The sequence below is a fragment of the Actinomadura sp. SCN-SB genome (assembly GCF_043906805.1).
In the GTDB taxonomy this organism is placed as follows: Bacteria; Actinomycetota; Actinomycetes; order Streptosporangiales; family Streptosporangiaceae; genus Spirillospora.
In genome coordinates, this window is sequence record NZ_JBIMPP010000099.1 from 1 (window position 1) to 23,605 (window position 23,605).

At 72.2% G+C, this 23,605-nt stretch carries 24 protein-coding genes; 11 read left to right on the plus strand and 13 right to left on the minus strand.

Annotation, left to right across the window (positions count from 1 at the left end):
- Positions 1 to 232: 232 nt before the first annotated feature.
- Complete coding sequence (locus tag ACGWYJ_RS36270; protein WP_395111097.1) at positions 233 to 805, plus strand: carboxymuconolactone decarboxylase family protein; 573 nt, start codon at positions 233 to 235, stop codon at positions 803 to 805.
- Between the two features lie 2 nt (positions 806 to 807).
- Positions 808 to 1,710: an RNA polymerase sigma-70 factor gene (locus ACGWYJ_RS36275; RefSeq protein WP_395111098.1), complete on the plus strand. Its 903-nt coding sequence runs from the start codon at positions 808 to 810 to the stop codon at positions 1,708 to 1,710.
- On the opposite strand, the gene ACGWYJ_RS36280 is transcribed toward ACGWYJ_RS36275, so the two are convergent.
- Positions 1,711 to 2,223 (minus strand): hypothetical protein, encoded by a 513-nt coding sequence (locus ACGWYJ_RS36280; RefSeq protein WP_395111099.1) that lies wholly within the window; start codon positions 2,221 to 2,223, stop codon positions 1,711 to 1,713.
- 43 nt (positions 2,224 to 2,266) lie between these two features.
- Between ACGWYJ_RS36280 and ACGWYJ_RS36285 the strand changes: the two genes are divergently transcribed.
- Positions 2,267 to 3,208, plus strand: coding sequence for an HpcH/HpaI aldolase/citrate lyase family protein (locus tag ACGWYJ_RS36285; protein ID WP_395111100.1), 942 nt, complete (start codon positions 2,267 to 2,269; stop codon positions 3,206 to 3,208).
- Positions 3,209 to 3,272: 64 nt separating this feature from the next.
- On the plus strand, positions 3,273 to 4,457 hold the full coding sequence (locus tag ACGWYJ_RS36290; RefSeq protein WP_395111101.1) for a CPBP family intramembrane glutamic endopeptidase: 1,185 nt from the start codon (positions 3,273 to 3,275) through the stop codon (positions 4,455 to 4,457).
- Here ACGWYJ_RS36290 and ACGWYJ_RS36295 read toward each other — a convergent pair.
- From ACGWYJ_RS36295 to ACGWYJ_RS36305, 3 genes are all read right to left on the minus strand, one after another.
- A complete protein-coding gene (locus ACGWYJ_RS36295) occupies positions 4,432 to 6,075 on the minus strand; it encodes a protein kinase (RefSeq protein ID WP_395111102.1) in 1,644 nt (547 codons plus the stop codon). The two genes, ACGWYJ_RS36290 and ACGWYJ_RS36295, sit on opposite strands and share 26 nt — an antisense overlap.
- A gap of 110 nt (positions 6,076 to 6,185) precedes the next feature.
- Positions 6,186 to 6,827 carry a hypothetical protein gene (locus ACGWYJ_RS36300; protein WP_395111103.1) on the minus strand — a complete coding sequence of 214 codons (642 nt, stop codon included), beginning with the start codon at positions 6,825 to 6,827 and terminating at the stop codon, positions 6,186 to 6,188.
- A 156-nt stretch (positions 6,828 to 6,983) separates the two neighbouring features.
- Entirely contained in the window at positions 6,984 to 7,412 is a 429-nt protein-coding gene (locus ACGWYJ_RS36305) for an NUDIX hydrolase (protein WP_395111104.1), read from the minus strand.
- 82 nt (positions 7,413 to 7,494) lie between these two features.
- On the opposite strand from ACGWYJ_RS36305, the gene ACGWYJ_RS36310 reads away from it, so the two are divergent.
- The 3 genes from ACGWYJ_RS36310 to ACGWYJ_RS36320 all read left to right on the plus strand — a co-directional run bounded on the left by ACGWYJ_RS36310 (position 7,495) and on the right by ACGWYJ_RS36320 (position 9,862).
- Positions 7,495 to 8,142 (plus strand): DUF6758 family protein, encoded by a 648-nt coding sequence (locus tag ACGWYJ_RS36310; protein ID WP_395111105.1) that lies wholly within the window; start codon positions 7,495 to 7,497, stop codon positions 8,140 to 8,142.
- A 93-nt stretch (positions 8,143 to 8,235) separates the two neighbouring features.
- A complete protein-coding gene (locus tag ACGWYJ_RS36315) occupies positions 8,236 to 8,946 on the plus strand; it encodes an MBL fold metallo-hydrolase (RefSeq protein ID WP_395111106.1) in 711 nt (236 codons plus the stop codon).
- Between the two features lie 4 nt (positions 8,947 to 8,950).
- Positions 8,951 to 9,862, plus strand: coding sequence for a RecB family exonuclease (locus ACGWYJ_RS36320; RefSeq protein WP_395111107.1), 912 nt, complete (start codon positions 8,951 to 8,953; stop codon positions 9,860 to 9,862).
- Here the strand turns inward: ACGWYJ_RS36320 and ACGWYJ_RS36325 are convergent.
- Both ACGWYJ_RS36325 and ACGWYJ_RS36330 read right to left on the minus strand, forming a co-directional pair.
- Positions 9,859 to 10,755 carry an oxygenase MpaB family protein gene (locus tag ACGWYJ_RS36325; protein WP_395111108.1) on the minus strand — a complete coding sequence of 299 codons (897 nt, stop codon included), beginning with the start codon at positions 10,753 to 10,755 and terminating at the stop codon, positions 9,859 to 9,861. The genes ACGWYJ_RS36320 and ACGWYJ_RS36325 overlap by 4 nt on opposite strands.
- Positions 10,756 to 10,857: 102 nt before the next feature.
- Positions 10,858 to 11,736 (minus strand): alpha/beta fold hydrolase, encoded by an 879-nt coding sequence (locus ACGWYJ_RS36330; protein ID WP_395111109.1) that lies wholly within the window; start codon positions 11,734 to 11,736, stop codon positions 10,858 to 10,860.
- Positions 11,737 to 11,805: 69 nt separating this feature from the next.
- Here ACGWYJ_RS36330 and ACGWYJ_RS36335 point away from each other — a divergent pair, with 69 nt between their 5' ends.
- A complete protein-coding gene (locus ACGWYJ_RS36335) occupies positions 11,806 to 12,576 on the plus strand; it encodes a glycerophosphodiester phosphodiesterase (protein WP_395111110.1) in 771 nt (256 codons plus the stop codon).
- Positions 12,577 to 12,653: 77 nt separating this feature from the next.
- Here the strand turns inward: ACGWYJ_RS36335 and ACGWYJ_RS36340 are convergent, their stop codons facing one another.
- Positions 12,654 to 14,231 carry a DEAD/DEAH box helicase gene (locus tag ACGWYJ_RS36340; RefSeq protein ID WP_395111117.1) on the minus strand — a complete coding sequence of 526 codons (1,578 nt, stop codon included), beginning with the start codon at positions 14,229 to 14,231 and terminating at the stop codon, positions 12,654 to 12,656.
- Between the two features lie 668 nt (positions 14,232 to 14,899).
- Here ACGWYJ_RS36340 and ACGWYJ_RS36345 point away from each other — a divergent pair.
- Together ACGWYJ_RS36345 and ACGWYJ_RS36350 are read left to right on the plus strand one after the other, a co-directional pair.
- Positions 14,900 to 16,732, plus strand: a complete 1,833-nt coding sequence (locus ACGWYJ_RS36345) for a serine/threonine-protein kinase (protein ID WP_395111111.1) — start codon at positions 14,900 to 14,902, stop codon at positions 16,730 to 16,732.
- A gap of 13 nt (positions 16,733 to 16,745) precedes the next feature.
- Positions 16,746 to 18,668 (plus strand): serine/threonine-protein kinase, encoded by a 1,923-nt coding sequence (locus ACGWYJ_RS36350; protein WP_395111112.1) that lies wholly within the window; start codon positions 16,746 to 16,748, stop codon positions 18,666 to 18,668.
- A gap of 80 nt (positions 18,669 to 18,748) precedes the next feature.
- On the opposite strand, the gene ACGWYJ_RS36355 is transcribed toward ACGWYJ_RS36350, so the two are convergent.
- The 6 genes from ACGWYJ_RS36355 to ligD (ACGWYJ_RS36380) form a co-directional block, all read right to left on the minus strand.
- Complete coding sequence (locus ACGWYJ_RS36355; RefSeq protein WP_395111113.1) at positions 18,749 to 19,033, minus strand: GlsB/YeaQ/YmgE family stress response membrane protein; 285 nt, start codon at positions 19,031 to 19,033, stop codon at positions 18,749 to 18,751.
- A gap of 172 nt (positions 19,034 to 19,205) precedes the next feature.
- Complete coding sequence (locus tag ACGWYJ_RS36360; RefSeq protein WP_285698532.1) at positions 19,206 to 19,439, minus strand: DUF3107 domain-containing protein; 234 nt, start codon at positions 19,437 to 19,439, stop codon at positions 19,206 to 19,208.
- A 121-nt stretch (positions 19,440 to 19,560) separates the two neighbouring features.
- Positions 19,561 to 20,187 carry a TetR/AcrR family transcriptional regulator gene (locus ACGWYJ_RS36365; protein ID WP_395111114.1) on the minus strand — a complete coding sequence of 209 codons (627 nt, stop codon included), beginning with the start codon at positions 20,185 to 20,187 and terminating at the stop codon, positions 19,561 to 19,563.
- A 131-nt stretch (positions 20,188 to 20,318) separates the two neighbouring features.
- Positions 20,319 to 20,534, minus strand: a complete 216-nt coding sequence (locus tag ACGWYJ_RS36370; protein WP_285698657.1) for a hypothetical protein — start codon at positions 20,532 to 20,534, stop codon at positions 20,319 to 20,321.
- A gap of 82 nt (positions 20,535 to 20,616) precedes the next feature.
- Positions 20,617 to 21,525: a non-homologous end-joining DNA ligase gene (gene ligD / locus ACGWYJ_RS36375; protein ID WP_395111115.1), complete on the minus strand. Its 909-nt coding sequence runs from the start codon at positions 21,523 to 21,525 to the stop codon at positions 20,617 to 20,619.
- Complete coding sequence (gene ligD / locus ACGWYJ_RS36380; RefSeq protein ID WP_285698528.1) at positions 21,515 to 22,489, minus strand: non-homologous end-joining DNA ligase; 975 nt, start codon at positions 22,487 to 22,489, stop codon at positions 21,515 to 21,517. Before ligD (ACGWYJ_RS36380) ends, ligD (ACGWYJ_RS36375) begins: the two co-directional genes overlap by 11 nt.
- A 115-nt stretch (positions 22,490 to 22,604) precedes the next feature.
- On the opposite strand from ligD (ACGWYJ_RS36380), the gene ACGWYJ_RS36385 reads away from it, so the two are divergent.
- A complete protein-coding gene (locus ACGWYJ_RS36385; protein WP_395111116.1) occupies positions 22,605 to 23,447 on the plus strand; it encodes a Ku protein in 843 nt (280 codons plus the stop codon).
- Positions 23,448 to 23,605 lie beyond the last annotated feature (158 nt).

Consider the following 23,605-nt stretch of genomic DNA (forward strand, 5'->3'; position numbering starts at 1 on the left):
AAGGGGCTGAGGTAGTCGGGGCCTGCTTATGGCAGGTGCGAGCGGCGCTTCTCGGCTGGCGGCTCGCTTTGCGATCAGGGTTTTGCTTCGTTCGGCGCCCCTGCTTTCGGGCGCGATCGTGACGCTTGGGGCGAGGGTTCGGGCTTGGCTCGGATTTTTGGGGGTGCGTGTCACGTTTTGGGGGTGGGGGGCGTCGTGCATGGCGAGACCTGCGTGAGTGGAGGAGTTCGTCATGAGCCGCATCTCTCTTGACCCGCCGCGGACACTGCGTTACCGGCTGCTCTCCTGGTTCTCGCGTCGTAAGTTCGGGGCCGAGCTGGATCCCGCTCGGGCGATGGGGCATCACCTGGGGGTGGTGACCGGGTACGGGATGCTGGAGATGTCCGTGCTGCGCTGGAACGCGGTGCCGCATCGGCTCAAGGACCTGGCCGTCATGGCGTCGGCGGTCAAGATCGGTTGTTCCTGGTGCGTGGACTTCGGGACGTGGGAGTCGGTGACGCGCGGGATCCCGTTGGAGAAACTGGAGGCCGTTCCGCGGTGGCGCGAGAGCGACCTGTTCGACGAGGACGAGCGGCTCGTCCTGGAGTACGCGGAGGCGATGACGGCGGACCCTCCGGTCGTCACGGATGAGCTGATCGAAGGACTTCGCCGGTACCTGGACGAGCGGCAGCTGGTGGAGCTGACGATGATGGTGGCCCTTGAGAACCTGCGGTCGCGGTTCAACGCGGCGGCGGGCCTGACGGGCCAGGGGTTCAAGGACCGCTGTGAGGCGGTACCGGTCGGAGTGAAGCTCGGAAAGGTGTGAACGTGGGGGTCGCTTCGCTGGAGGAGGTCTTCCAGGAGTACCGCGACCTGTTGTTCGCGGTGGCGTACCGGATGCTGGGGACCGCCGCGGACGCCGAGGACGCCGTTCAGGACGCCTGGCTGCGCTGGTCGGCCGCGGACAGGTCCGATGTGGAGGATCCGCGGGCCTACCTGGTGCGGATCACGACCAACCTGGCGCTGGACCGGCTTCGGTCGGCCCAGGTGCAGCGGGAGACGTATGTGGGGCCCTGGCTGCCCGAGCCCATGCTGACCTCGCCGGACGTGGCGGAGGAGGCGGAGCTGGCCGAGTCGGTGTCGATGGCGATGCTGGTGGTGCTGGAGACGCTCAGCCCCTTGGAGCGGGCCGTGTTCCTGCTCAAGGAGGTGTTCGGGTTCCCGTACGCGGAGATCGCGCAGGCGCTGGACCGTTCGGAGGCCGCCGTGCGGCAGGTCGGTACGCGGGCCCGCAAGCATGTGGAGGCACGGCGCCCCCGGTTCGCCATCGACCCGCGGGAGCGGCGGACGGTGACCGACCGGTTCGTGGACGCGGCGCTGGGCGGCGACCTCAACAAGCTGATGGAGGTGCTGGCCCCCGATGTCGCGCTGTGGACGGACGGCGGCGGCAAGGTCAAGGCGGCGCGGCGGGTCATCTACGGCGCGGACAAGGTGGCGCGCTGGGTGGCGGGGGTCACCGGCCGGCCGTACGCGGGGGTGCAACCCGAGGACATGCGGATCCGGAGCGCCGACATCAACGGCGTGCCGGGCATCGTGGTGGACGGGCCCGAGCGGCCAATCTGCACCATCACCGTGGACGTCGACGAGCGGGGGAGGGTGGCGGCCGTCCACGTCGTCGCCAATCCCGACAAGCTGCGCGCCATCACGGCGAACAGCGAGCTGCCGATGTAGTCAGCGGTCCGCCTTGCGGCGTTTGGCGCCGAACATGCGCGGGACCCGGCCCGCCGTGGTGGCCGGGCTCGGGACGGGGCGCACGGTCGCGTAGTCGCCCGCGTCCCGGCCCGGCTCCTGCGTCACCTCGCCGGTCGGTGTGAGGCGGACGATGTACGACTCCTCCGCCCAGCGTTCCAGTCGCCCTTCGTGCGTGGCGGCGTTGAGGCGTTCCTTGGCGAGCAGCGGCGCCACCTCGTCCCAGAGTTCCGTGCCGGGCTCGACCTGCTCGACCGCGGCGACGAAGGTGATGAGGCGGCCGCGCTTGTCCTTGCTGGGAAGGGTCACCGGCACGGTCCGCGCCTCGGGGAGGCCCGGCAGGGGCTGCTCGCCCTCGCCGCCGGTCAGGACGTACAGGGAGCCGTCGTGCCACAGATGCCAGGCGGCGCGCGGCTGCGGCAGGCCGGGCAGGTCCAGCCACACCAGCCCCGACTTCTTGGCCGCCTCCTCCACCAGCGCCGACCATTCGCTCATACCGGCAGAGTGTCACATGAGCCCGCTGGATAGCATCCGCTGCATGCGATCGCGACGTACCACCCTGGCGGTTCCCGGGAGCAACCCCCGCTTCATCGAGAAGGCCCAGGGGCTCCCCGCCGACGAGGTCATGCTCGACCTGGAGGACGCGGTGGCGCCCGGCGCGAAGGAGAAGGCGCGGGCGAACGTGGTGGCCGCGCTGAAGGAGGGCGACTGGACCGGCAAGGTCCGGGTGGTGCGGGTCAACGACCTGGAGACGCACTGGGCGTACCGGGACGTGATCGAGGTGGTGGAGGGCGCGGGCGCCGCTCTCGACTGCGTGATGCTGCCGAAGGTGAGCGACCCGTCCCACGTGCGGTGGCTCGACCGGCTGCTGACCCAGATCGAGCGCGCCATGGGGTACGAGGTCGGCCGGATCGGGATCGAGGCGCAGATCGAGGACGCCCGCGGCATGGTCGCGGTCGAGGCGATCGCGGCGTCGTCGCCGCGGCTGGAGTCCCTGGTGCTGGGGCCCGGCGACCTCATGGCGTCGATCAACATGAAGACGCTGGTGGTGGGGGAGCAGCCGCCCGGCTACACCGAGGGCGACGCCTACCACTACATCCTGATGCGGATCCTCATGGCGGCCCGGGCGCACGATCTGCAGGCGATCGACGGACCGTACTTCAACGTGCGGGACGTGGAGGCGTTCACGCGGGTGGCGCGGCGGTCGGCGGCGCTGGGGTTCGACGGGAAGTGGGTGCTGCACCCGTCCCAGATCGAGGCGGGCAACGCGGTGTTCTCACCTTCACAGGAGGATTACGACCGGGCGGAGCTGATCCTGGACGCCTATGATCACAGCACCAGGGTGGAGGGGCGCGGCGCGGCGAGGCTCGGCGACGAGATGATCGACGAGGCGTCCCGGAAGATGGCTCTGGTCGTCGCCGCCAAGGGACGGGCGGCGGGGCTCAAGCGGACCTCGGTGTTCGAGCCCCCGTCGGCCTGACGGCGCGCGCCGGCCCGTACGCTTTGTGTGAGGACCAGCATTTCGCCTGGCAGGGAGGTCTGGCGTGTCGGATCCGGCGGACAGGGACTGGGCCCCGCCCGATCCGGGCGCGGTGAACCGGAGGCCCGAGCGGGCCGAGCCCTCCCCTGAGAGCGCCGCTCCGCGGCCTCCCGCGGGTGCCTACCCGGCGCCCTATCCGTACCAGTACGGGCAGTACGGGCCGCAACCACCCTTCGTGAGGGGCCAATGGACGGTGCCGACCCCGGCCGGGTCCCCGTACCACAGGATGGCGCGCACGGGGGCGCACCGCTGGTGGCGGCCGCTGGTGGGGACGGTCGCCATCCTGGTGGGCGGCTTCGCCATGGTGCTCGTCCTGGGCGTCGTCGCGCTGATCGTCTCCAGCCTGATCACCGGTGAGCAGCCGAACCTGGAGGGGACCGGCGACTCGATCCTGGGCAACGAGCTGGCCGACCTGGGCCTCAACCTCGCCACGCTGGCCGTCTTCCTGCCGTTCGCCCTGCTGGTGCCCTGGCTGGTGCAGCGGCGGCGTCCCGGCACCGTCTCCTCGGTCGTGGGACGGCTGCGCTGGCGCTGGCTGCTGGTCTGCGCGGGCCTGGCGATCGCGTTCTGCGCCGTGTCGTTCGGGACGTCGTGGCTGGCGGACCTGGCCGTGGACGATCCGGCCGAGGCGAACGAGCGGTGGGTGGGCTGGGGCCGTTTCCTGGCGGCGGCGGCCGTCATCATCCCGCTGGTGCCGTTCCAGGCGTCCGCCGAGGAGTACGTGTTCCGCGGCTGGCTGTTGCAGGCGGTCGGCGCGTGCACCCTGGAGACCGCCCGGGGACGCATCGGGCGGGCGCTCAGCGTCGTGTTCCGCACGCCCTGGCCGGGGATCGTGGTCGGCGGGGCGCTGTTCACCTCCGGCCACGGGTACACCGGCTGGGGGATCCTCGACATCTTCGCGTTCGGCGTGATCGCGGGCTGGATCACGGTGCGCAGCGGCGGTCTGGAGGCGTCGATCGCGCTGCACGTGTTCAACAACTTCCTGGCGTTCCTGGCGCCGGCGGCGGTGGGCCGGCTCGACATCGTGCAAGGCGCGGTGCCGTGGCAGTACGTGGTGGCCGACGTGGTCCCGATGATCCTGTACGCGGTGGGGGTGCTCTGGCTGGTGCGGAGGCTGGGGATCGAGACGACCGTCCCCGGTCCGGCCGAGGCCGAGCCGGAGCCTATTCCGGCTGCCTCCGGACACTGAACGACTCGTACCGCGCGGTCGCGCCGCCGGCCGTGTCGCGGGAGATGGCGGCGACTCCCACCGCGCCGGGCCCGTAGGCGGCGCGGCGGTCGCGGAACGCGGCGACCTCGCGCCCGTTGACGAGCATCCGCAGCGCGGTGCCGTCGCCGGTGAACCGGCATTCCGCCTCGATCCGATTCTCCCCGGACCCGGCGGCGGCGCCCGGGGCGGCGCGGAACGGGACCAGCGTCCATCTGGCGCCGTCCCTGCCCTCCTTGGTGATCCCGGCGCGGCCGTCCGTCGTGACCGAGAAGGAATACCGGCTCTGCGCGTCGGTGACGGGCGTGCCCGCGCACCAGATCCCGTACTCGCCGGACCCCACCTGCATCCGCGCCGTCGTGGACATTCGGACGGAGGTCATCCGGTCCGCCCTCACCGGCGCGGTCGCCGCCATCCCCTGGCCGGGCAGCGGCTGGAGCAGGTAGCCGCCCTTGTAGTAGCGCGCCGTGCCGGCCGCGGTCACGGCGCGGGGCCAGTCGCCCTCGGTGTCGAACGACTCCTCGAAGGACGTGCCCGTCGTGGCGGTGCCCTCCGTCCCGTACGCCTGGTAGAGGGCGAAGCCCGCGACGGCCACGGCACCGGCGGCCAGCGCGGCCAGCGGGCCCCGCCCCAGCCGGAGCGCCGTGAGGCGGCCCGCCAGGCGGCGCTCCGGCGCCTCAGGGCCGTGGGTGGACGGCGGGGGCTCCGTCCCCGGTGCTTCGGACGGTCCGCCGCCTGAGGGCCGCTCCTCGGGCTTCTCGGGCTCCTCTAACGGCCGGTCCCGCTCCGTCGGGGGCACCGGGCCCAGCGCGCTCCAGCCGCTGCGCAGGACCGCTTTCGCGGACTCCCCGAGGGGACGGCCCGCCAGCTCGTCGATCAGCTCGCGGGCCCCGGGACGGCGTTCGGGCCGCTTGTCCAGGGCACCGGCCACCAGCGTGCGGAGCCGGCCGGGGAGGCCGCCGAGCCGCGGCTCCTCGTGCATCAGCCGGTAGAACATCACGTCCGGGGACGCCTGCCCGAACGGGGGCTCGCCGGTGCCCGCGAAGGTCACCACCGCGCCCCAGGAGAACACGTCGGCCGCGGGGGTCACCTCGTCGCCCGCGGCCTGCTCCGGGGCCATGAACGGAGGCGTCCCCATGGCCACGTTCCCGGTGATCGGTCCCGCCCCGGCCAGCTTGGCGATCCCGAAGTCGATCACCCGCAGGCCCTCGGGGGACAGGATCACGTTGCCGGGCTTGAGGTCCCGGTGGACGACCCCGGCCCGGTGGATCGCGTTCAGCGCCACGGCCGTCCCGACCGCGACCGACTCCAGCCGCGCCCCGGACAACGGCCCGTCCTCCTTCACCGTGTCCCAGAGGGTGCGTCCCTCCACGTACTCGGTGACGATATAGGCCACGTCCTCGGTGACGGCGTGGTCCACGACGGGGGCGGTGCAGAAGGGCGCGACGCGCCTGATCGCCTCCACCTCCCGCTCGAAACGGTGGGGGAAGCCCGGTTCGGCGACCCACGCGGGGTGCATCACCTTCACCGCGACGCGGCCTCCGTCCGGCGCCACGGCGAGGTACACCACGCCCATGCCGCCCGCGCCGAGCCGCCGCACCACCTCGTACGGCCCGACCCGGCGGGCGCCCGTCCCGCTCAGCTTGGTCAGCGTCCGGCTCCGTTCTGGTTCCGCGATGTTCGTGGTGTCCCCGTCGTCCCGGGGGACGGCTAGGGACGGGCGGGGTCGGCGGGGGCGACCGGGATCCGCGCGCCGTCGACCGTGACGGCTCCGGCGGCGGGGTCGAGCGGCGGCGCGGGGCGGGGTGTCCCCGCGAGGCTCACGACACCGACCTGGTCACCGCTGGGCAGCACGATCCAGCCTCCGACCAGGCGCGCGCCGCGCACCGCCGAGGTCGCGCGGTACAGGCCGGACGGGGCCTGCACGGCGGCGGCCTTGAAGGCGAACAGGCTGTCCTCGTCGAGGCTGGCCGCGCCGATCACGTTCGTTCCCTGGACCGATCCGGTGAGGATGCCCTTCGGGCCCTGCAACCGGATCAGCCCCTCGGGATGGACCTTGCCGCGCAGCCACGCCTCCAGCCGCCGCCCGTCGCAGACGTAGGCGATCGCGTTGGTGCCGCGGACGGTCATCGCCACGACGGCGCGGGAGTCCTTGGCGCGGGAGGCGTAGGTGGCGGTCACCGTCGGGGGGATGGACGGGGACGGGGGCGGCGGGGGAGAGGGGTTCCGCGCGGCGGTGCGCTCGGTGGCCGCGGGTTCGGACGACACCGTCCGGACCAGGACGAAGGTGCCCAGGGTGGTGAGGGCCAGCACTCCGGCCAGCAGCACCAGGAGCGACCCCGTCTTGCGCATCTTTCAACTCCACCAGCCGGTAGAGAAACGGGCAAGGGTGATGAACCAACCTCCATCGGGCAGGTGACAGTTGGCGTTCCGGTTGAACCCCCGGCGCCCGTCCGCCCGTGCGGCATCCTGGAGCCGCCGGTTCGCGGGGGGAGGGGAAGGGAACCGTCAGATGAGGCCCCAGGCGGTGAGGGCGTCCAGCAGTCCCGGCGTCGTCGGGAGATCGCGCAGCTCCGAGGGCGTGACCCAGCGGGCCTCCGCCGCGTCGTCGCCCGCCCGCAGCGTGCCGCCCTCCGCGGTCACCTCGAAGTCGTGGATCTCGTAGACCACGCCTCCCGGGCCGCGGCGTTCCACCGTGCCGACCAGCCCTCCCACGGACACCTCGAGGCCGGTCTCCTCCCGCAGCTCCCGAACGACGGCGGCCTCGTCGCTCTCGCCGGGCTCGACCCGGCCGCCGGGCACCGACCAGAGCCCGGACGACGGCGCCCGCCCGCGCCTGATCATCAGCATCCGGCCGTCCGCGTCCACCGCGATGCCGCCCACGCAGCGCACGGTGGCCCCCGCGCGACCTGCGACCTTCTCGCCGTCATCGTTCACGACCCTATTTTGTTCCCCTTTTCCCTCCTGTTGAGCTGCGCCAACTTGACGTGATAGCGGTCACACCGCACTGTTGGTAGCCATGAGGGCGGAGCCCACCTGCCCCCGCTGCGGCGGGCGGTTGCACGCGCCCAGTCTCTGGTCCAGCGACTGGAGCTGTGACGCGCACGGTGCGGTGCTGCCGAGGCAGCCCCCGAAACGCCCCAGCGCGGAAGGTCTCGCCGCCGTGCTGGCCGAGGCCCGCGTCCCGGTCTGGGTGCCCTGGCCGTTGCCGCACGGCTGGCTCGTCACCGGGTTCTGCTCGGTCGGCGACGAACGCAGCGGCGCCCGCGCCTGCACGGTCGCCCTGACCGGTCCGGGCCTTCTGAGCGGCCCGGCCGACATGCTGTTGATAGCGGAGGAACCGGGCATCGGCCTGGGCGCGTACTACGCGGGCCTGGACGGGCCCGACCCGGGGGTCGGATTCGACAGCAGCCCTCCCCACGGCAAGCTGGACGTGCACGGGCCCACCGGCACCGGGGGCCACTCCGTCCCCGTGTGGGCGGTGCCCGCCAAACCCGACCGGGCCGTGTACGCAGGTGAGGCCATGGGCAACTGGCTGTGGGTGGTCCTGTGGCCGGCCGAGGCCGGAGTCCTCATCCTCGAACAGCCGCAGCTGCTCGACCTGCGCGAGCCCGGCATGGAACTGGACCTCCCCTACGGCGCCTTCACGCCTCGCCTCGACCCCTGACGCGCACTCCGCGAGCCCCTCGCCGTCACCGCGTCCGGAGGGACCCGTCCAGTGGGCAACGCGCAGTGGGCACCGCGCGATAGGGTGCTCGGCGTGGACGCGCGCATCGAACAGGTGGTGACGTCCGGGACGGTCACCCTGGACGACACCGAGTACGACGTCGAGAACAACACCTACATCGTCGGCGACGACGACGAGGTCATCGTGATCGACCCGGCGTACGACGCCGAGGCCATCCTCAAGGAGGTCGGCGAGCGGGAGGTCATGGCCGTCATCCTGACCGACGGCAACGAGCACCACCTCAACGCGGTGCTGGAGGTGGCCGCCGCCGGCGAGGAGGACGAGGAGAACTGGGCCCCGATCGCGCTGCACCGCGGCGACCGGCTGCTGTGGCGCGACTACTTCGGCCGCCTCGCCAAGGACGAGGAGAACGAGGACGACGCCAAGGCCCTGCGCTCCCTCGAACCGGACATCTGGTTGGAGGACGGCGGCGTCTTCGAGATCGCCGGCTCCGCGCTGGAGATCGTGCACACGCCCGGTCACACCCCCGGCTCGGTCTGCCTGATCAGCGAGCAGCTCGGCGTCCTGTTCTCCGGCGACACGCTCCACCGCGGCCGTCCGGGTTCGATCGGCGGGGTGTACGAGGACCTGCGCAAGCAGCTCAACTCGATCGGCGCGCTGCTGACCCCGCTGCCCAAGGACCTGCGGGTGCTCCCGGGACAGGGGGAGGAGACCACGGTCGGTGACGAGGACGCCCGCTGGGAGAGCTGGGGCGCCCTCGCCCAAGAAGGCGACGACGACTAACACCATGGCCGCCGAGCAGCTCGGCTTCGACGGCATGCCGCAGCGGCTGTACACGTGTACGCCGTCACGGCTGAACGCCTGGCTGGACTGCCCCAGGCGGTACCGGATGACGTACCTGGATCGTCCGTCCCCGCCGAAGGGCCCGCCGTGGGCGCACAACAGCCTGGGGGCCAGCGTCCACAACGCACTGGCGTCATGGTGGCGCCTCCCCGAGCACGAGCGCACCGTCGAGGCGGCCGGCACGCTGGTGAGGCGCGGCTGGCTGACCGAGGGCTACCGGGACGCCGAGCAGTCCGCCCGGTGGCGTGAGCGGGCCCGCGAGATGGTCGAACGGTACGTCGCGCACCTCGACCCCACCGACGAGCCCCTGGGCGTGGAACGCACGGTCGCCACCCGTACCGACCGCATCGCCGTGTCGGGACGCATCGACCGTCTGGACGTGCGGGGCACGGAACTGGTCGTGGTCGACTACAAGACCGGCCGCCACGTCCTCACCTCCGACGACGCCAGGGGTTCCCTGCAACTGGCCTTGTACGCCCTCGCCGCCGCCCGTGTCCTGCGCCGCCCCTGCCGCCGCGTGGAACTGCACCACCTGCCCACCGGTGAGGTGGCCGCGTGGGAGCACACCGACGAGTCCCTGCAACGCCACCTGCGCCGCGCCGAGCAGATAGCCGCCGAGGCCGCAGCCGCCGACCAGGGCTACCGCGACCTGGCCCACCGCTCCGCAACACGCGCGAACCCGGCCGACCCGGTAGACCACACGCCTTACAACGGCCTGTTCCCACCGCGGCCGTCCGCCTTGTGCTCCTGGTGCGACTTCGCCCGCCACTGCCCTGAAGGCCAGGCCGCCGCCCCTCGCAAGGACCCGTGGGCCGCCCTGGCCGAACCGAACCCCCCGGAACCCGAAGCCCCCTAACCGGTGAAGGTGGGCCAGCGGCGGGGGTCTTTCAAGCCGCGCAGGCCGTGGCTCACGTCGTAGCCTTCGGCGGCCAGCCGCTGCCTGGCTCTGGCCAGCATGTCGCGGGTCTGCTTGGCGAAGGCGTAGTCGTGCCAGCGTTCCGGAACCGAGTTCATCGCCAGCCGGAACGAGCGCAACGCCGCGGTGACCGCCGGCTGGGGCACTTCGGGGAGGGCTTTGTACATGTGGCGGGCCCAGTCGGGGAGCGTGTAGTAGCAGAGCGCGCCGAACGTGAACCAGCCGGGCTTACCGGCGGCCAGGAACTTCAGGTTCTCGGGCATCGAGGGCCACATCAGGAAGCGCACCGTCGCGGCGGCCTCTTCGGTGACCCTGAGGCGGGGGCGCATCTCGGCCATGTACGCCTCCATCTCGGCGACGCTGCCGGGCACGTCCTCGGCGTGCAGGCCCACGTACGTGGCGCTCTGCCGCTGCTCGTCCAGGTAGCGGTCGGCCATGGCGTCGGTCATGGGAAGCCCGGCCCGCCGCGCGACCTCAAGGTAGGAGTAGACCTCGGCGCAGTGCACCCACAGGAGCAGCTCGGGCTGGTCCAGGCGTTCCTTCCTGCCCGTGTCGTGGTTGAGGATGCGCAGGCTGCGATGGATCGCGCGGACCCTGGCCCCGGCCTTCTCCACCTCCTCGGGACTGCCGAACGTGCCCACCCCGACGAAGTCCGACGTGCGCTGCAACCGCCCGAAGGGGTCCTCCTGGAAGTTGGAGTTCTGCCAGACGCCCCACATCGCCAGCGGATGCAGGGCTTGCAGCATGAGGCTGCGCACCCCTCCCACCCACATGGACCGGTCGATGTGGACACGCCAGGTGACGCTCTCGGGCGGCTGGACGGTCGCCGGCATGGACCCACCTCCTCCTGAGACAAACGAAGGTAAGTGTGTCATTACATCGCCCCGACCGTACCACCGGCCCCGGTCGTACGGAGGACGGCGCACGTCAGCGGGTCAGCGGGTGCAGCGCTCGGCGTGGTTCCAGAAGTCGGTGAGGGCGCTGGCGGTGGTCTCCGGCGCCTCGACCGCGGGGGAGTGCGCGGCGCCCGGGATGACGACCCTCGCCGCGTCCAGCCGCTCGGCCATCGCGGCCTGCTCGCGCGGCTCCCAGGCGTCGTCGTTCTCACCGTAGATCACCAGCGTGCGCAGGCCCGTGTCCTCGGCGTACTTGGCCAGCTCGTCCACCTGGTCGGGGCAGGACACCAGCTCCGCCGCCATCGTCACCAGGCCCGTCTCGGAGTTGCCCAGCGTGCGCGCCTTGAGGAAGTCGACGATCTCCTGGGGCAGCCCGCGTCCGATCGCGTCCGGGCCCAGGTGCAGCTCCCAGATCTGCTTCATGCCCAGCTGCGGGATGGCGTCGGCCAGGGCCCTGGCCCGCTCCGCCGACCTGCCGGTGACCCCGGCGGGCCCCGAGCTCATGATCGTGTACGAGGCCGGCTTGAGGCGTCCCGACAGCAGCGCCTCCCGCGTCACCAGCCCGCCGAAGGAGTGCCCCACCACGTGCACCGGGTCGGGGCCCAGCGCCTCCGCCAGCGCGGCGATGTCGGCGCCCAGCTCGGCGCGGGTGTAGGCGGCCGGGTCGTCGGGGCCCGGCGTCTCGTACTGGCCGCGCATGTCCACCGCCACGACACGCCGCCCGGCCCGCGCGAGCGTCTGGAGGACGGCGATGAAGTCCTCCTTGCTGCCGGTGTAGCCGGGCACCAGCAAGGCGGGACAGCGTTCGGGTACGCCCGATCCCGGAAGGGCCTCCAGCGCCGCGAAGGCGCCTCGGGAGGTCTGGACCGACGTCCGGCCGACGCCGGGAGGCAAGGTCACGAACCGGGGCGTACTCACAGGGTGCCACCATACTAAAGTCGGATCCGAAGTAACCGGTCAAGCGGCTTGGCTGGTAGCGTCCAAGCCGTGGAGCAGCGGGCTGGGCGGGGGGCCGGAGGCCGCAGGGGACTCCGCGCGGGACGCCGTCCCGCGCGTCCCGGCGCGACGGCCGTCTCGGCGCACCGCCGGGACGAGACGGGCCTCGCCGGGCTGCGGGCCGCGGTCGCGTCCGGTGCCGACTACGTCGAGATCGACGTCCGCCGCACGGCCGACGGGACGCTGGTCGTCCACCATGATCGTACCGTGGCGGGCGTGCCGCTGAGCCGCTGCACCTACCCCAGGCTGCTGGACCTGGCGCCGCGCCCGGTGCCGCTGGTGAGCGAGGCGCTGGAGATCATCGGGGATCGGGCGGGCGCGCACCTCGACCTCAAGGAGCACGGCGCCGAGCACGAGGTCATCACGATGGCCCGGGAGACCTGCGGTCCCGGACGGCTCGTCGTCACCACCCGCGACCCCGACGTGGTCGCGCTCATCAAACGCTACTTCCCGGACGTGACGGTCGCGCTGTCGGTGGGCCGCGGCCCGTGGGAGCGCGGCATGGTCCGCGACTTCGCGCCCGTGCGCACGCTCCGCGCCTCGGGCGCCGACATGGCGGCGCTCAACCACCGCCTGGCCCGCACCGGCGTGCTGGGCCAGTGCGCCCGTGCCGGTTTTCCCGTGATGCTCTGGACGGTGAACGCGGTCCCGCTGATGCGGCGGTTCCTGAACGACCCCCGGGTCTCCGTCCTGATCACCGACCATCCCGCCACGGCCCTGGGCCTGCGCGCCCACCAGCGCGCCCATCAGCGCGTCCGGTAGGCGAACGCCGGCCGGGCCCACGGCGGGACGGTCACCCACGGCGAGATCACGAAGCGGGCCGTGATCTCGCGGCGGGATCAGGAGTTGTGGACGTCGGTCGCCCGCGCCGCCTTGCGCGTGTGCTGCGCGCCCGCGTCGCCGTCGGTGGCCGCCGCGGCGGCGGGGACGACCGGGTCGCCCCTGCGCGTGCGACGGCGGCTCCGGCCGCGCTTGCGACCGGCCGCGGGGTGGTCGCCTTCGGCCGCCACGGCGGGACCGCCGGACGGGGCGGACTCGGCCACCCTGTCACCCGTGTCACCGGTCTGCTTGGCGGAGGCCGCGGCTCCCGAGGAGGCCGCCTCGATGGGCTTGCCACCGCGGGTGCGGGTGCGGCTGCGCTTGCGCCGCCGCACCGGGCGATCCCGGTCACGGTCACGGTCGCGCACACGGTGGGCGGAGCGGGGCCTGCCGGTCTCGCCGATGTCCTCGAGCTCCTCGGCGTCCAGCCCGGCGCGCTCGCCGCGCTGCTCCTTGGGGAGCTTGCCGGTGGTGCCCGCGGGGATGTTCAGCGCCGCGTAGAAGTGCTCGGAGGTGGAGTAGGTCTCCTCCGGGGCGGCGAAGTCCAGCCCGAGCGTGCCGTTGATCAGCTTCCACCGGGCCAGGTCGGCCCAGTCGACCAGGGTGACCGCCACGCCCTCCTTGCCGGCACGGCCGGTGCGGCCGATCCGGTGGACGTAGGTGTCGGCGCTGTCGGGGCACTCGTAGTTGACGACGTGGGTGACGTCGTCGACGTCCAGCCCGCGGGCGGCGACGTCGGTGGCCACCAGCACGTCGATCTTGCCGTTGCGGAACGCGCGCAGCGCCCGCTCCCGCTGGCCCTGGCCGAGGTCGCCGTGCACCGCCGCGGCGGCGAAACCGCGCCCGGCCAGGTCGGCGGCGACCCGGTCGCAGACCCGCTTGGTCTGGCAGAACACCATGGTCAGCCCGCGGCCCTCGGCCTGGAGCAGCCTGGCCAGCATCTCCGGCTTGTCCATCTGGTGCGCCTGGAAGACGTGCTGGACGACCTGCGGCGTGGCCTCGGACTCGGTGTGCGACTCGGCCCGCACGTTGGTGGGCCGGGTGAGGTACTTGCGGGACAGCGCCACGATCTCGCCCGGCATGGTGGCCGAGAACAGCATCGTCTGCCGCTGCGCCGGGATCAGCTCGATGATCCGCTCGATGTCGGGCAGGAAGCCCAGGTCGAGCATGCGGTCGGCCTCGTCGAGCACCAGCACGCCCACCTCGGAGAGGCTGAGGTGCTTCTGCTTGACCAGGTCGAGCAGCCGGCCCGGGGTGCCGACGACGACGTCCACGCCGTCGCGCAGCGCGCCGATCTGCGGCTCGTACGCGCGGCCGCCGTACACCGACAGCACGCGGGTGCCCAGCTTGCCGCCGGCGACCAGCAGGTCGTCGGTGACCTGGAGGGCCAGCTCGCGGGTCGGGGTGACGACCAGGGCCTGCGGCTTCTTGCCCCCGTGCGTGATGCGCTGGAGCAGCGCCACGCCGAAGGCGAGGGTCTTGCCGGTGCCGGTACGGGCCTGCCCGATGATGTCGTGGCCGCCCAGCGCGATCGGCAGGGCGAGCTCCTGGATGGGAAACGCGTCGACGATGCCCTCGGCCTCGAGGGCATCGGTTATCTCGGGTACGACCCCGAGTTCACGAAAGGTAGTCAGGGCTTTCAGCCTCCAATATGCGGGGTCCTCGCTCCCGGGGCGGCGTCGCTCCGGGCCCTGGTGCCACTGCGTACGGTGCGGCCGGGGGGCGTCTCGCTCCCCGCCCCGGCTCCGCGTTGTCACGGGGCACCGGGCCGGTCGGACACACCGGTGCCGGCAGGGCCGTCCCCCTGGGACGGGCCGCCGGTTCGCCACCTGTGGCCGCGCGCTCGCGCGGGAGGGACCAGCCGTCGATCAAGATTCCTTAGGCGACCGCTGTCAGGGGTTGAAAGCAGTCACTCTACGTGGCTGCGCGCGGTCACGCTCCGCGACGCAGTGTACCGACCACCGGATGCTTACACCAATGGGCGGTTCTTCAAGTCAACGCCTCCGCTCGTATGGGCTATTCCCCTGGCGCGGACGATGGTGTATATGGGGCGGTTGGTTCCCTGTGGGGCGGCGAGGGCCGAGGCCCGCCGGGGTGACGATCCTCACGTTCCGTCCGTATCCCGAAAGCGCCGATCCATGGCCACTGTCGGCCACGGTCCGGCGCCGGAACGTTCCGTCCCGCCGCGGCCGAACCCGCGCGGGGTCGCCGTTGTCCAAGATCTTGCGGATCCTGGAACGACCGGGCGGTGTGCGGAGGGTGCGCTATGCGGGTTGACGAGGACCTGTGGCGGCTCGGCGGGTTCACCGAGCTTCGGGAACTGGGCACCGGCGCGCAGGGGCGGGTGGTGCTGGCCCGCCACGACGAGGGCGGCGGCGCGGTCGCGATCAAGTACCTGGCGCGCCGGGAGGGGGACGACGAGGCCGTCGAGGCGCTGCGCGCCGAGGCGGGCATGCTCGCCCGCGTCTCCGATCCGCACGTGGTGCGGCTCTACCGGTTCGTCTCGGGACGGCATGGCGCTGCCCTGGTCATGGAGGCCGTGAACGGCGTGTCGCTCAAGCGGCTGCTGGCCGAGAGCGGGCCATTGGAGCCCGAGGCGGCGTTGACCGTGTTGAAGGGGTCGTTGCTGGGGTTGGCGGCGGCGCATGCGGTGGGGGTGGTCCATCGGGATTACAAGCCGGCGAATGTGGTGGTGCGGGGTGACGGTCTGAGCAAGTTGATCGATTTCGGGGTGGCGGCGCTGGCGGGGGACGATTCGCGTTCGGGGACGCCGGCGTACATGGCTCCGGAGGTGTGGCGGGGCGAGCCCGCGTCCCCGGCGACGGACGTGTACTCGGCGACCTGCGTGTTCTTCGAGTGCGTCACCGGGCACCGCCCGTACGTCGCCGAAGGGGTGGCGGCGCTGATGGCCCGGCACCTGAACGACGACGTGCCGGTGGAGGCCGTCCCGGATGGGCTGCGCGACCTGGTGGCGAGGGGCATGGCCAAGGAGGCGGACGGCCGCCCTCCGGGGGCCGAGGTGTTCGTGGCCGAGCTTGAGGCGGCGGCGACGACCGCGTACGGGTCGGATTGGGAACGGCGTGGGGTGCGGGCCCTGGCGATGGGCGCGGTCGCTCTGGCCGCCCTGTTCCCGCTGGGCGCGGCGGCGCTCGGCTCGGGCGGCGCGGCCGGGACCGCGGCCGGGGCGGCCTCCGGGACCGCCGTCGCCGCGACGTCGGCCGGCGGCGGCTCGGCGGGGGCGGGAGCGGGGGCCGCGGCGGGCGGCGGCGTGCTGGCCGCGACCGGCGCGAAGGTCGCGGTCGCGGCGGTCGGCACGGCGGCCGCGGTGGCGGCCGGGGGCGGTACGGCGGCGTACATCGCGTCCGGGGGAGGCGGCGGCGGGACCGGCCCCGCCCCGCGGCCGGTCGCGGCCATCGCCACGGTCAACCGGACGACCCCGCTGCCGGGACGCCCGGCACTTCAGATCCAGAACGCCCAGGTCGTCACGGTGACCGGCCTGAGCGACCCGGCCTTGCAGCAGCGCGTCAACACCGCCCTGCGCGGCCCGCTCGACCGGACCGTCGCGTCCTTCCGAAGCTACGTGACGGGCCCGCACACCAGCCCGGTGACCGTGCCCCGCTGCGCCACGGTGGCCGCCAAGGCGAGCATCCGCTACAGCGGCCCGCGCCTGGTCTCGGCGGTGTACTCGTTCGACACCACGACCTGCACGGTCGCGGACGAGGACCCGGACGGCAGCCTGACCGTCAACGTCGACCTGCGGACCGGCCGGGCGCTGCGCGCCCAGGACATCCTCCGCGACACCGGTCCCCGCGGCGTGGCCGCGCTGGCCCGCGCCATGCCCGAGCTGCCGCCCGACGACCGCTTCTGCCTCCCCGATGGTCTCGACCCCGGTGACTTCCTGGAGCGGGACGGGCTCAGGCCGGTGGTGGAGATCAGCTTCACCCGGGAGCGGATGGAGCTGAACATCGACGTGTCGAACCCGGACTGCGGCCTGGGCGCCGTCTGGCCCGTCCCCTACCCCGCGATCATGAACCTGATACAACCCGACGTGGCCGCCGCACTTCCCGCGGCGGCGTCCCCGACCCCGGAACGGACATGAGCGGACAGCGGACATGAGCGGAAACTGGCGGATCGACGGCTTCGACGAGGTCCGCGAGCTGGGGACCGGCGCGCAGGGGCGGGTGGTGCTCGCCCGCCACTCCACCGCCGGAACCCCCGTCGCGATCAAGTACCTGATCAGGCGGGACGGTGACGATCGCGCGATCGAGCGGCTGCGCGAAGAGGCGGTGATGCTGGGGCGGGTCACCGATCCGCACGTGGTGCGGCTCTACCGGTTCGTCACGAGCCCCCAGGGCGCCGCTCTGGTGATGGAGGCGGTGAACGGGGTCTCGCTCAAAGAGATCCTGTCGCGGCATGGGGCGCTGGGGCCCGAGGCGGCGTTGACCGTGTTGAAGGGGTCGTTGCTGGGGTTGGCGGCGGCGCATGCGGTGGGGGTGGTCCATCGGGATTACAAGCCGGCGAATGTGGTGGTGCGGGGTGACGGTCTGAGCAAGTTGATCGATTTCGGGGTGGCGGCGCTGGCGGGGGACGATTCGCGTTCGGGGACGCCGGCGTACATGGCTCCGGAGGTGTGGCGGGGCGAGCCCGCGTCCCCGGCGACGGACGTGTACTCGGCGACCTGCGTGTTCTTCGAGTGCGTCACCGGACGCCGCCCTTTCGGGACGGGTGAGGGCCTGGGCGCCCTGCGCGAGGGGCACCTGAACCGGGAACCGCCTCTGGAGGTCGTCCCGGGTCCACTGCGGGACCTGGTACGGCGCGGCATGGCCAAGGGCGCGACCGAGCGCCCGCCCGGCGCCGCGGACTTCGTCGCCGAACTGGAGTCGGTGGCGACGGCGGCGTATGGGCCGGGCTGGGAGCAGCGCGGGATCAGGGCCATGGCGGGTGCGGCGGTGGCGCTGGCCGCGCTGTTCCCGCTGATCGCGGCCGGGCTGGCGCCGTCGGCGTCCGGTGCCGCCGTCGCCGCGGGCGGCACCGCCGCGGCGGGCGGCACGGCGGCCGTGGGCGGCACCGCGGCGGCCGGAGGCACGGCAGCGGGAGGAACGGCGGCGGGTGGCACGGCGGCGGCCGGAGGAGCGGCGGCCGGGGGCGCGACCACGGCCTCGGGGGTCTCGGGCGGCATCCTCGCCGCCACCGGCACCAAGATCGCCGCGAGTGTGGCGGCCACCGCCCTCGCGGCGGGCGGCGTCGGCGCCTACGCGGCCGGATCCCGGGGCGACGACCCGGCCCGGAGCACCGCCACGCCCAGGCTCGTCCAGGTCGCCGCGCGGGTGGTGACCACGAACCAGCCGCCGGGCGCCTCCACGGCCGCCTCGGAACAGCAGTACGTCACGATCAGCGGGCATCCCGACCCGGCCGTGGAGCGGCGGATCAACGCCGCGCTGCGCGCCGCGTCCGACCGGGAGCTGAACCGCTACCGGCGGGACTTCGCGGGACGGGGCGACGTCCAGGAGGTCAACTCCCAGGCCGAGCTGCTGCTGAAGACCAACCGGCTCGTCTCGGTCTCCTACCTGTTCAGCGTGACCCCCAGGCCCGGCCCGTCGGGGAACTGGGTGAAGAACTTCACCAGCAACGCCACCGTCACCGTCGACCTGCTGACCGGCCGCGCGCTCGGCGCCGCCGACCTGTTCACGGCCGCCACGCTCACCCCGGCGGGGCTGGCCCGGCTGGCGGACCGGCTCAAACCGCACGACCAGCCCGACTGCCTGGAACCCGAGCCGTTCGGCGAGCCCCTGAAACCGTTCCGGATCAGGCCGTCCGACCTGCAACGGGACGGCTCGCCCATCCAGGTCGCGCTCGGCGCGCGGCAGGTGCGGTTCGAGATCGCCGTGGAGCGGCTGGACATGACCATGCAGGGGCAGGTCTGCCAGGTGGTGACGGCCGACGTTCCGGTGGGCGAGCTGGCCGATCTCATGGTGCCGCGGATCGTGGCCGAGGTGCGCGGCGCCACCCCGACACCGTCGCCGAGCCGGTCCTAGCGAGGACCCGCGCACAAGGGAAGGCCCCCGCGTGCAGGTCGCGGGGGCCTTCGCCGGTGTGGCCGTCCGGCCGATGCGCGTCAGTGCGTGTGCCGCCTGGCACCCCAGCCTCGGCCGCCGCGTCCCTTGGCGTTCACCGAGGTCAGCACCGCCACGCCGAGCGCGGCGATCAGTACGGCGAACACCACGGCGACGAGCGTGCCCGCGCCGAGGGCGTCCGCCACCACGCCGCCGAGGATCGCTCCGGCGATCCCGACGAGGATCGTCAGCAGGACGCCGATGGGGTTGCGGCCCGGCACGATGAGCCGGGCGAGGGCACCGACGACGGCACCGACGACGATGAACCAGAGAATCGTCGTGAGCATGGTCGATCACCAATCCGTTGTTCGAGGGGCCGCCGCGGCGGTTCCGGAGGAGGTCCGGGTTCCGCGTCCACGGCCCGCGGTCGGCAATCGATATGCCCGTCATGTCGGATTCAAACGTCGCCCATGCCGGGCAATGACCCGGTCAAGCCCGGCCCGGCCGGATACGTCCAGGTCAGGCGTACTGGCTCCCGAAGCCCACGGCCTGCCGCTCCTCCTCGGCGATCTCCAGATAGCCGACCCGGTCGGCCGGGATCACCACCCGGCCGCCGCGCTGGTCGCGGAGCACCAGCACCCCTCGTTCCTCGGCGAGCGCGTCGGCCAGCGCCCGCTGCACGTCGTCGGCGGAGTCCCCGGTCTCGACCACGAGTTCCTTCGGCACGAACTGGACGCCGATGCGAACCTGCACGCGATGCTCCCCTGCGGTCGCCGTCCCGCCACCGTGGCGGGACGTCCTGACTCCGATGGTGGCACGCCGACCGGCCGGCCCGTCACTCCAGGCCCTTTCGCTCTGGGTAAACGTTGGGCGCTCAGGCGGGCGGGGTCATCGGGAAACCCGAGATGCCGCGCCAGGCGAGCCGGGCGATGATCTTCTCGGCGGTCTCCTTGGGGATGGCGCGGTGCTGCGACAGCCAGTAACGGGCGCTGACCTCGGCCATGCCGACCAGGCCCATGCCGAGCAGGTACGCCTCGTCGCTGGGGGCGTCGGTGTCCTCGGCGATCACCCGGGCGATCATCTCGGCGCACTGCTGGTTGGCGCGCTCCACCCGGGCCCTGACGGGGGCCACGTTGCGCAGGTCCGACTCGAAGACCAGCCGGTACGCCTCGCCCTCACCGGCCACGAAGTCGTAGAACGCGCGCATGCTGGCCTGGACGCGCAGCTTGTTGTCCGTGGTCGACTCCAGCGCCTCGCGCACGGCCTTGACCAGGGCCTCGGCGTGCTCGTCCAGCAGGGCCAGGTACAGCTCCAGCTTGCCGGGGAAGTGCTGGTAGAGCACGGGCTTGCTGACCCCCGCGCGCTCGGCGATCTCGTCCATCGCGGCGGCGTGATAGCCCTGGGCGACGAACACCTCCTGGGCCGCGCCGAGCAGCTGCCTGCGGCGCGCCAGTCGCGGCAGCCGCGTGCCACGAGGGCGGGCGTCCGGGGTAGCGGTCACCACACTCTCCGATCACCGAGTCGGTGCGACGGGAGCAGGGAACCCGCCGCCGGGATACATCCCCAACATCCTACGCGCCGGTAACCTCACAGGTCACCACAACGCCAGGGCCGATCGAGGCCCGCCCGGGGTCAGCGGTAGTCGTCCTCGTCGAGTTCGACCACCCAGGACTGCTCGGCCGCGTCGGCCTCGTTCGCGTCGAAGGGTACCTGTCCCGGCCACCCCGTGGCGCCCTCTTCGCCGCCGACCGGGGCGCGCTGCTCGGCCGCGTCGGCCTCGGGCGCCTCCTCGTCGAACTCGTCCGGCTGCTGGTCCTGCGGAACGGGGTCGAACCCGTCCTGGTCCATTTCGCTCACTCGTTCCTCCTGGGCCGGGCCCGCTCGGCTGCCAGGACGTACCCGGAGCCGAGCGCTTCTATGCCCCCGGGGCTCATGGCAGGGACTGCTTGTGCGGCCCCAGCAGCGGTTCGAGAAGGTCGCCGTGCTCGTCCACCCGCTCCAGGACCTCGTCGGGAGAGAACCGCAGATCCCCGGCCCTGTCGCAGTTCTCCAGCTCCTCCCACGTGACCGGGGTGGACACGGACGGGACGTCGGTGGCGCGCAGCGAGTATGGGGCGACGGTCGTCTTCGCCGGGTTGTTCTGGCTCCAGTCGACGAAGACCTTCCCCTTGCGCAGCCGCCGCTCCATCCTGCTGACCACCAGGTCGCCGTGGTCGGCCGCGAGCCGTTCGGCGGCCTCCTTGGCGTACTCGGACGTCCGGCGGCTCTCCTTGATCGGCACGTACAGGTGCAGGCCCTTCTTGCCGCTGGTCTTGGGGTAGGAGTCGAGCCCGTCGCCGGCCAGCAGATCCCGCAGCAGCTTGGCGACCTCGCAGGCTTCCACGATGCTCGCCGGCGCCCCCGGGTCCAGGTCGAAGACCATCAGATCCGGGTCGTGCAGCTTGCCGCGCGGCCCCACCTTCCACTGCGGCACGTGCAGCTCCAGCGCCGCCAGATTCGCGCACCACACCAGCGTCGGCAGGTCGTCCACCACGATGAAGTCCAGCGACTTGCGTCCCTTCGAGCTTCCCGGCGTGGGAACGTTCACGGTGCGCACCCAGTCGGGCGTGTGGGACGGGGCGTTCTTTTCGTAGAACTTGGGTCCGTTGACGCCGTCCGGCCAGCGGATACGGGTCGCGGCACGGTCCTTGAGGTGCGGGAGCAGCACGGGCGCGACGCGCACGTAGTAGTCGATGATCTCGCTTTTGGTGAAGTCCGGATACAGGTGCTTGTCTAGGTTGGACAGCGTCAGCTCCCGGTCCTCCACCCGCACGCTCGTCTTGTTGGAACTAGGGCTCACTGATCACCTCAAGGGGGTCCTTGTCGTCGCGCAGGCCGCGCCACGATGGGAAACGCAGCCGGCCGTCCCTGGTACGGACGCTGTAGGCGACCTCCCCTACCAGGCGTGGCTCAACCCACTGCGCGTCCCGGGCGAACTCGCGCGGAACCGGCTCGTCATAGGGGGGAGTGGGACGCCGCAACGGCCACAGCGTCTCGTACAACTCGTCCAGGGCGCGATCGGTGAAACCCGTGCCGACATGCCCCACGAAACACAGCCGCCCCTTGGTGTCGTATTCGCCGAGCAGCAGCGAGCCGACGCCGCCCTCCCGCCGTCCCCTGCCCGGCTTCCAGCCGCAGATGATCACCTCGCGGGTGAGGAAGTTCTTGACCTTCCGCCAGAAGTCCACGCGCCGCCCCGGCCGGTACACCGAGTCGAGCCGCTTGGCCATCAGCCCTTCGAGCCGCTGCTCCTTGGTGAACTCCATCAGCTCGGCGACCTGCGCGCTGTCACCCCCGTCCAGGTACGGCGGCACCTCGATCGGCCCCGTACCGCCCAGATCGAGGTCGGCCAGCAGCGTCCTGCGGTCGGTGTAGGGCAGGTCGTACAGCAGGTGCCCGTCCAGGTACAGCACGTCGAACACCACGTACCGGACCGGCACCTCGCGGATCAGCCGGGGGTCGGGGCGGGCGATGTGCATCCGTCGCTGCAGCCGCTCGAAACTGGGGCGCCCGTCGTCGAACGCCACCACCTCTCCGTCCAGCACCACGTCATGGTGGGGCAGCAGGTCGGACAGCGCCGACAGCTCGGGATAGCGCCCGGCCAGCTCGGTGACGCGGCGCCCGCTCGCGCGCACCCCGTCGGCCGACACGTAGGCGATCACGCGGACGCCGTCCCACTTGAGTTCCAGCCCCCAGCGCCCGGTGTCGCCGGGGAGGTCTCCGGTTGCGGCCATCATCGGCTGTACGGGCCACGGCATGGTCATAGTCGCGTCTTACCCTCCCCTCACTCCGGGGAAAAAAGGATCAAGAGCGCGTTCTGGCGTAAATCGAACCCGCTTGCGAGGCTAAGGAAACAAGGCGTCGGGGTAAGGACGGATCATGCGCAGTATCTGGAAGGGTGCGATCTCCTTCGGGCTGGTCACGATACCGGTGAAGGTCTACTCGGCGACCGAGCAGCGGGACGTGTCCTTCCACCAGGTACACCGCAAGGACGGCGGCCGCATCAGGTACAAGCGGGTCTGCACCCTGGACGGCGAGGAGGTCCCCTACTCCGACATCGCCAAGGGCTACGAGCTGCCCAACGGCGAGATGGTGGTGCTGACCGACGAGGACTTCGCCGACCTCCCCCTGTCCACCAGCCGGCGCATCGATGTCCTGCAGTTCGTCGAGGAGTCCGAGGTCGATCCGATCTACTTCGCCAAGTCCTACTACCTGGAACCCGACGCCCAGGGAGCCAAGCCCTACGTCCTGCTAAGGGACGCCCTGGAACGCTCAGATCAGGTGGCCATCGTGAAGGTGGCGCTGCGCCAGCGCGAGTCCCTGGCGACCCTGCGCGTCCGCGAGGGCGTCTTCGTCCTGGAGACGATGCTCTGGCCGGACGAGGTGCGCACCCCCGACTTCCCCTTCCTTGAGGAGGACATCGAGGTCCGCAAGCAGGAGCTCAGCATGGCCACCTCACTGATCGAGAGCATGCAGGGCGACTTCGACCCGTCCGAGTACAAGGACGCCTACCGCGAGGCCCTCCAGCAGGTGATCGACGCCAAGATCGAGGGCCGCGAGGTCACCCGCCCCGAAGCCGCCCCCGAGGAGGAACCGGCCGCCGACCTCCTCTCCGCCCTACGCGCCAGCGTCGAAGCCGCCAAGAAGGAACGCGGCGAGAAGAAACCCGCTTCCAAGTCCAAGAAGACCGGCACCAAATCCCGCAGCCGCAAATCCGCCTAGCGGCTTACCTTCGAGGGACGCAGAACCAGCGGGCGAAGGGGCGAAGCCCCCAATGGGGGCAAGGGGCAAAGCCCCAAGAGATGCAGGGGGGAAGCCCCCTGCCGGGGCACGCAGTGCGATTTCGCAACAAGGCCAAGGGGCACTGCCCCATGGGGGCA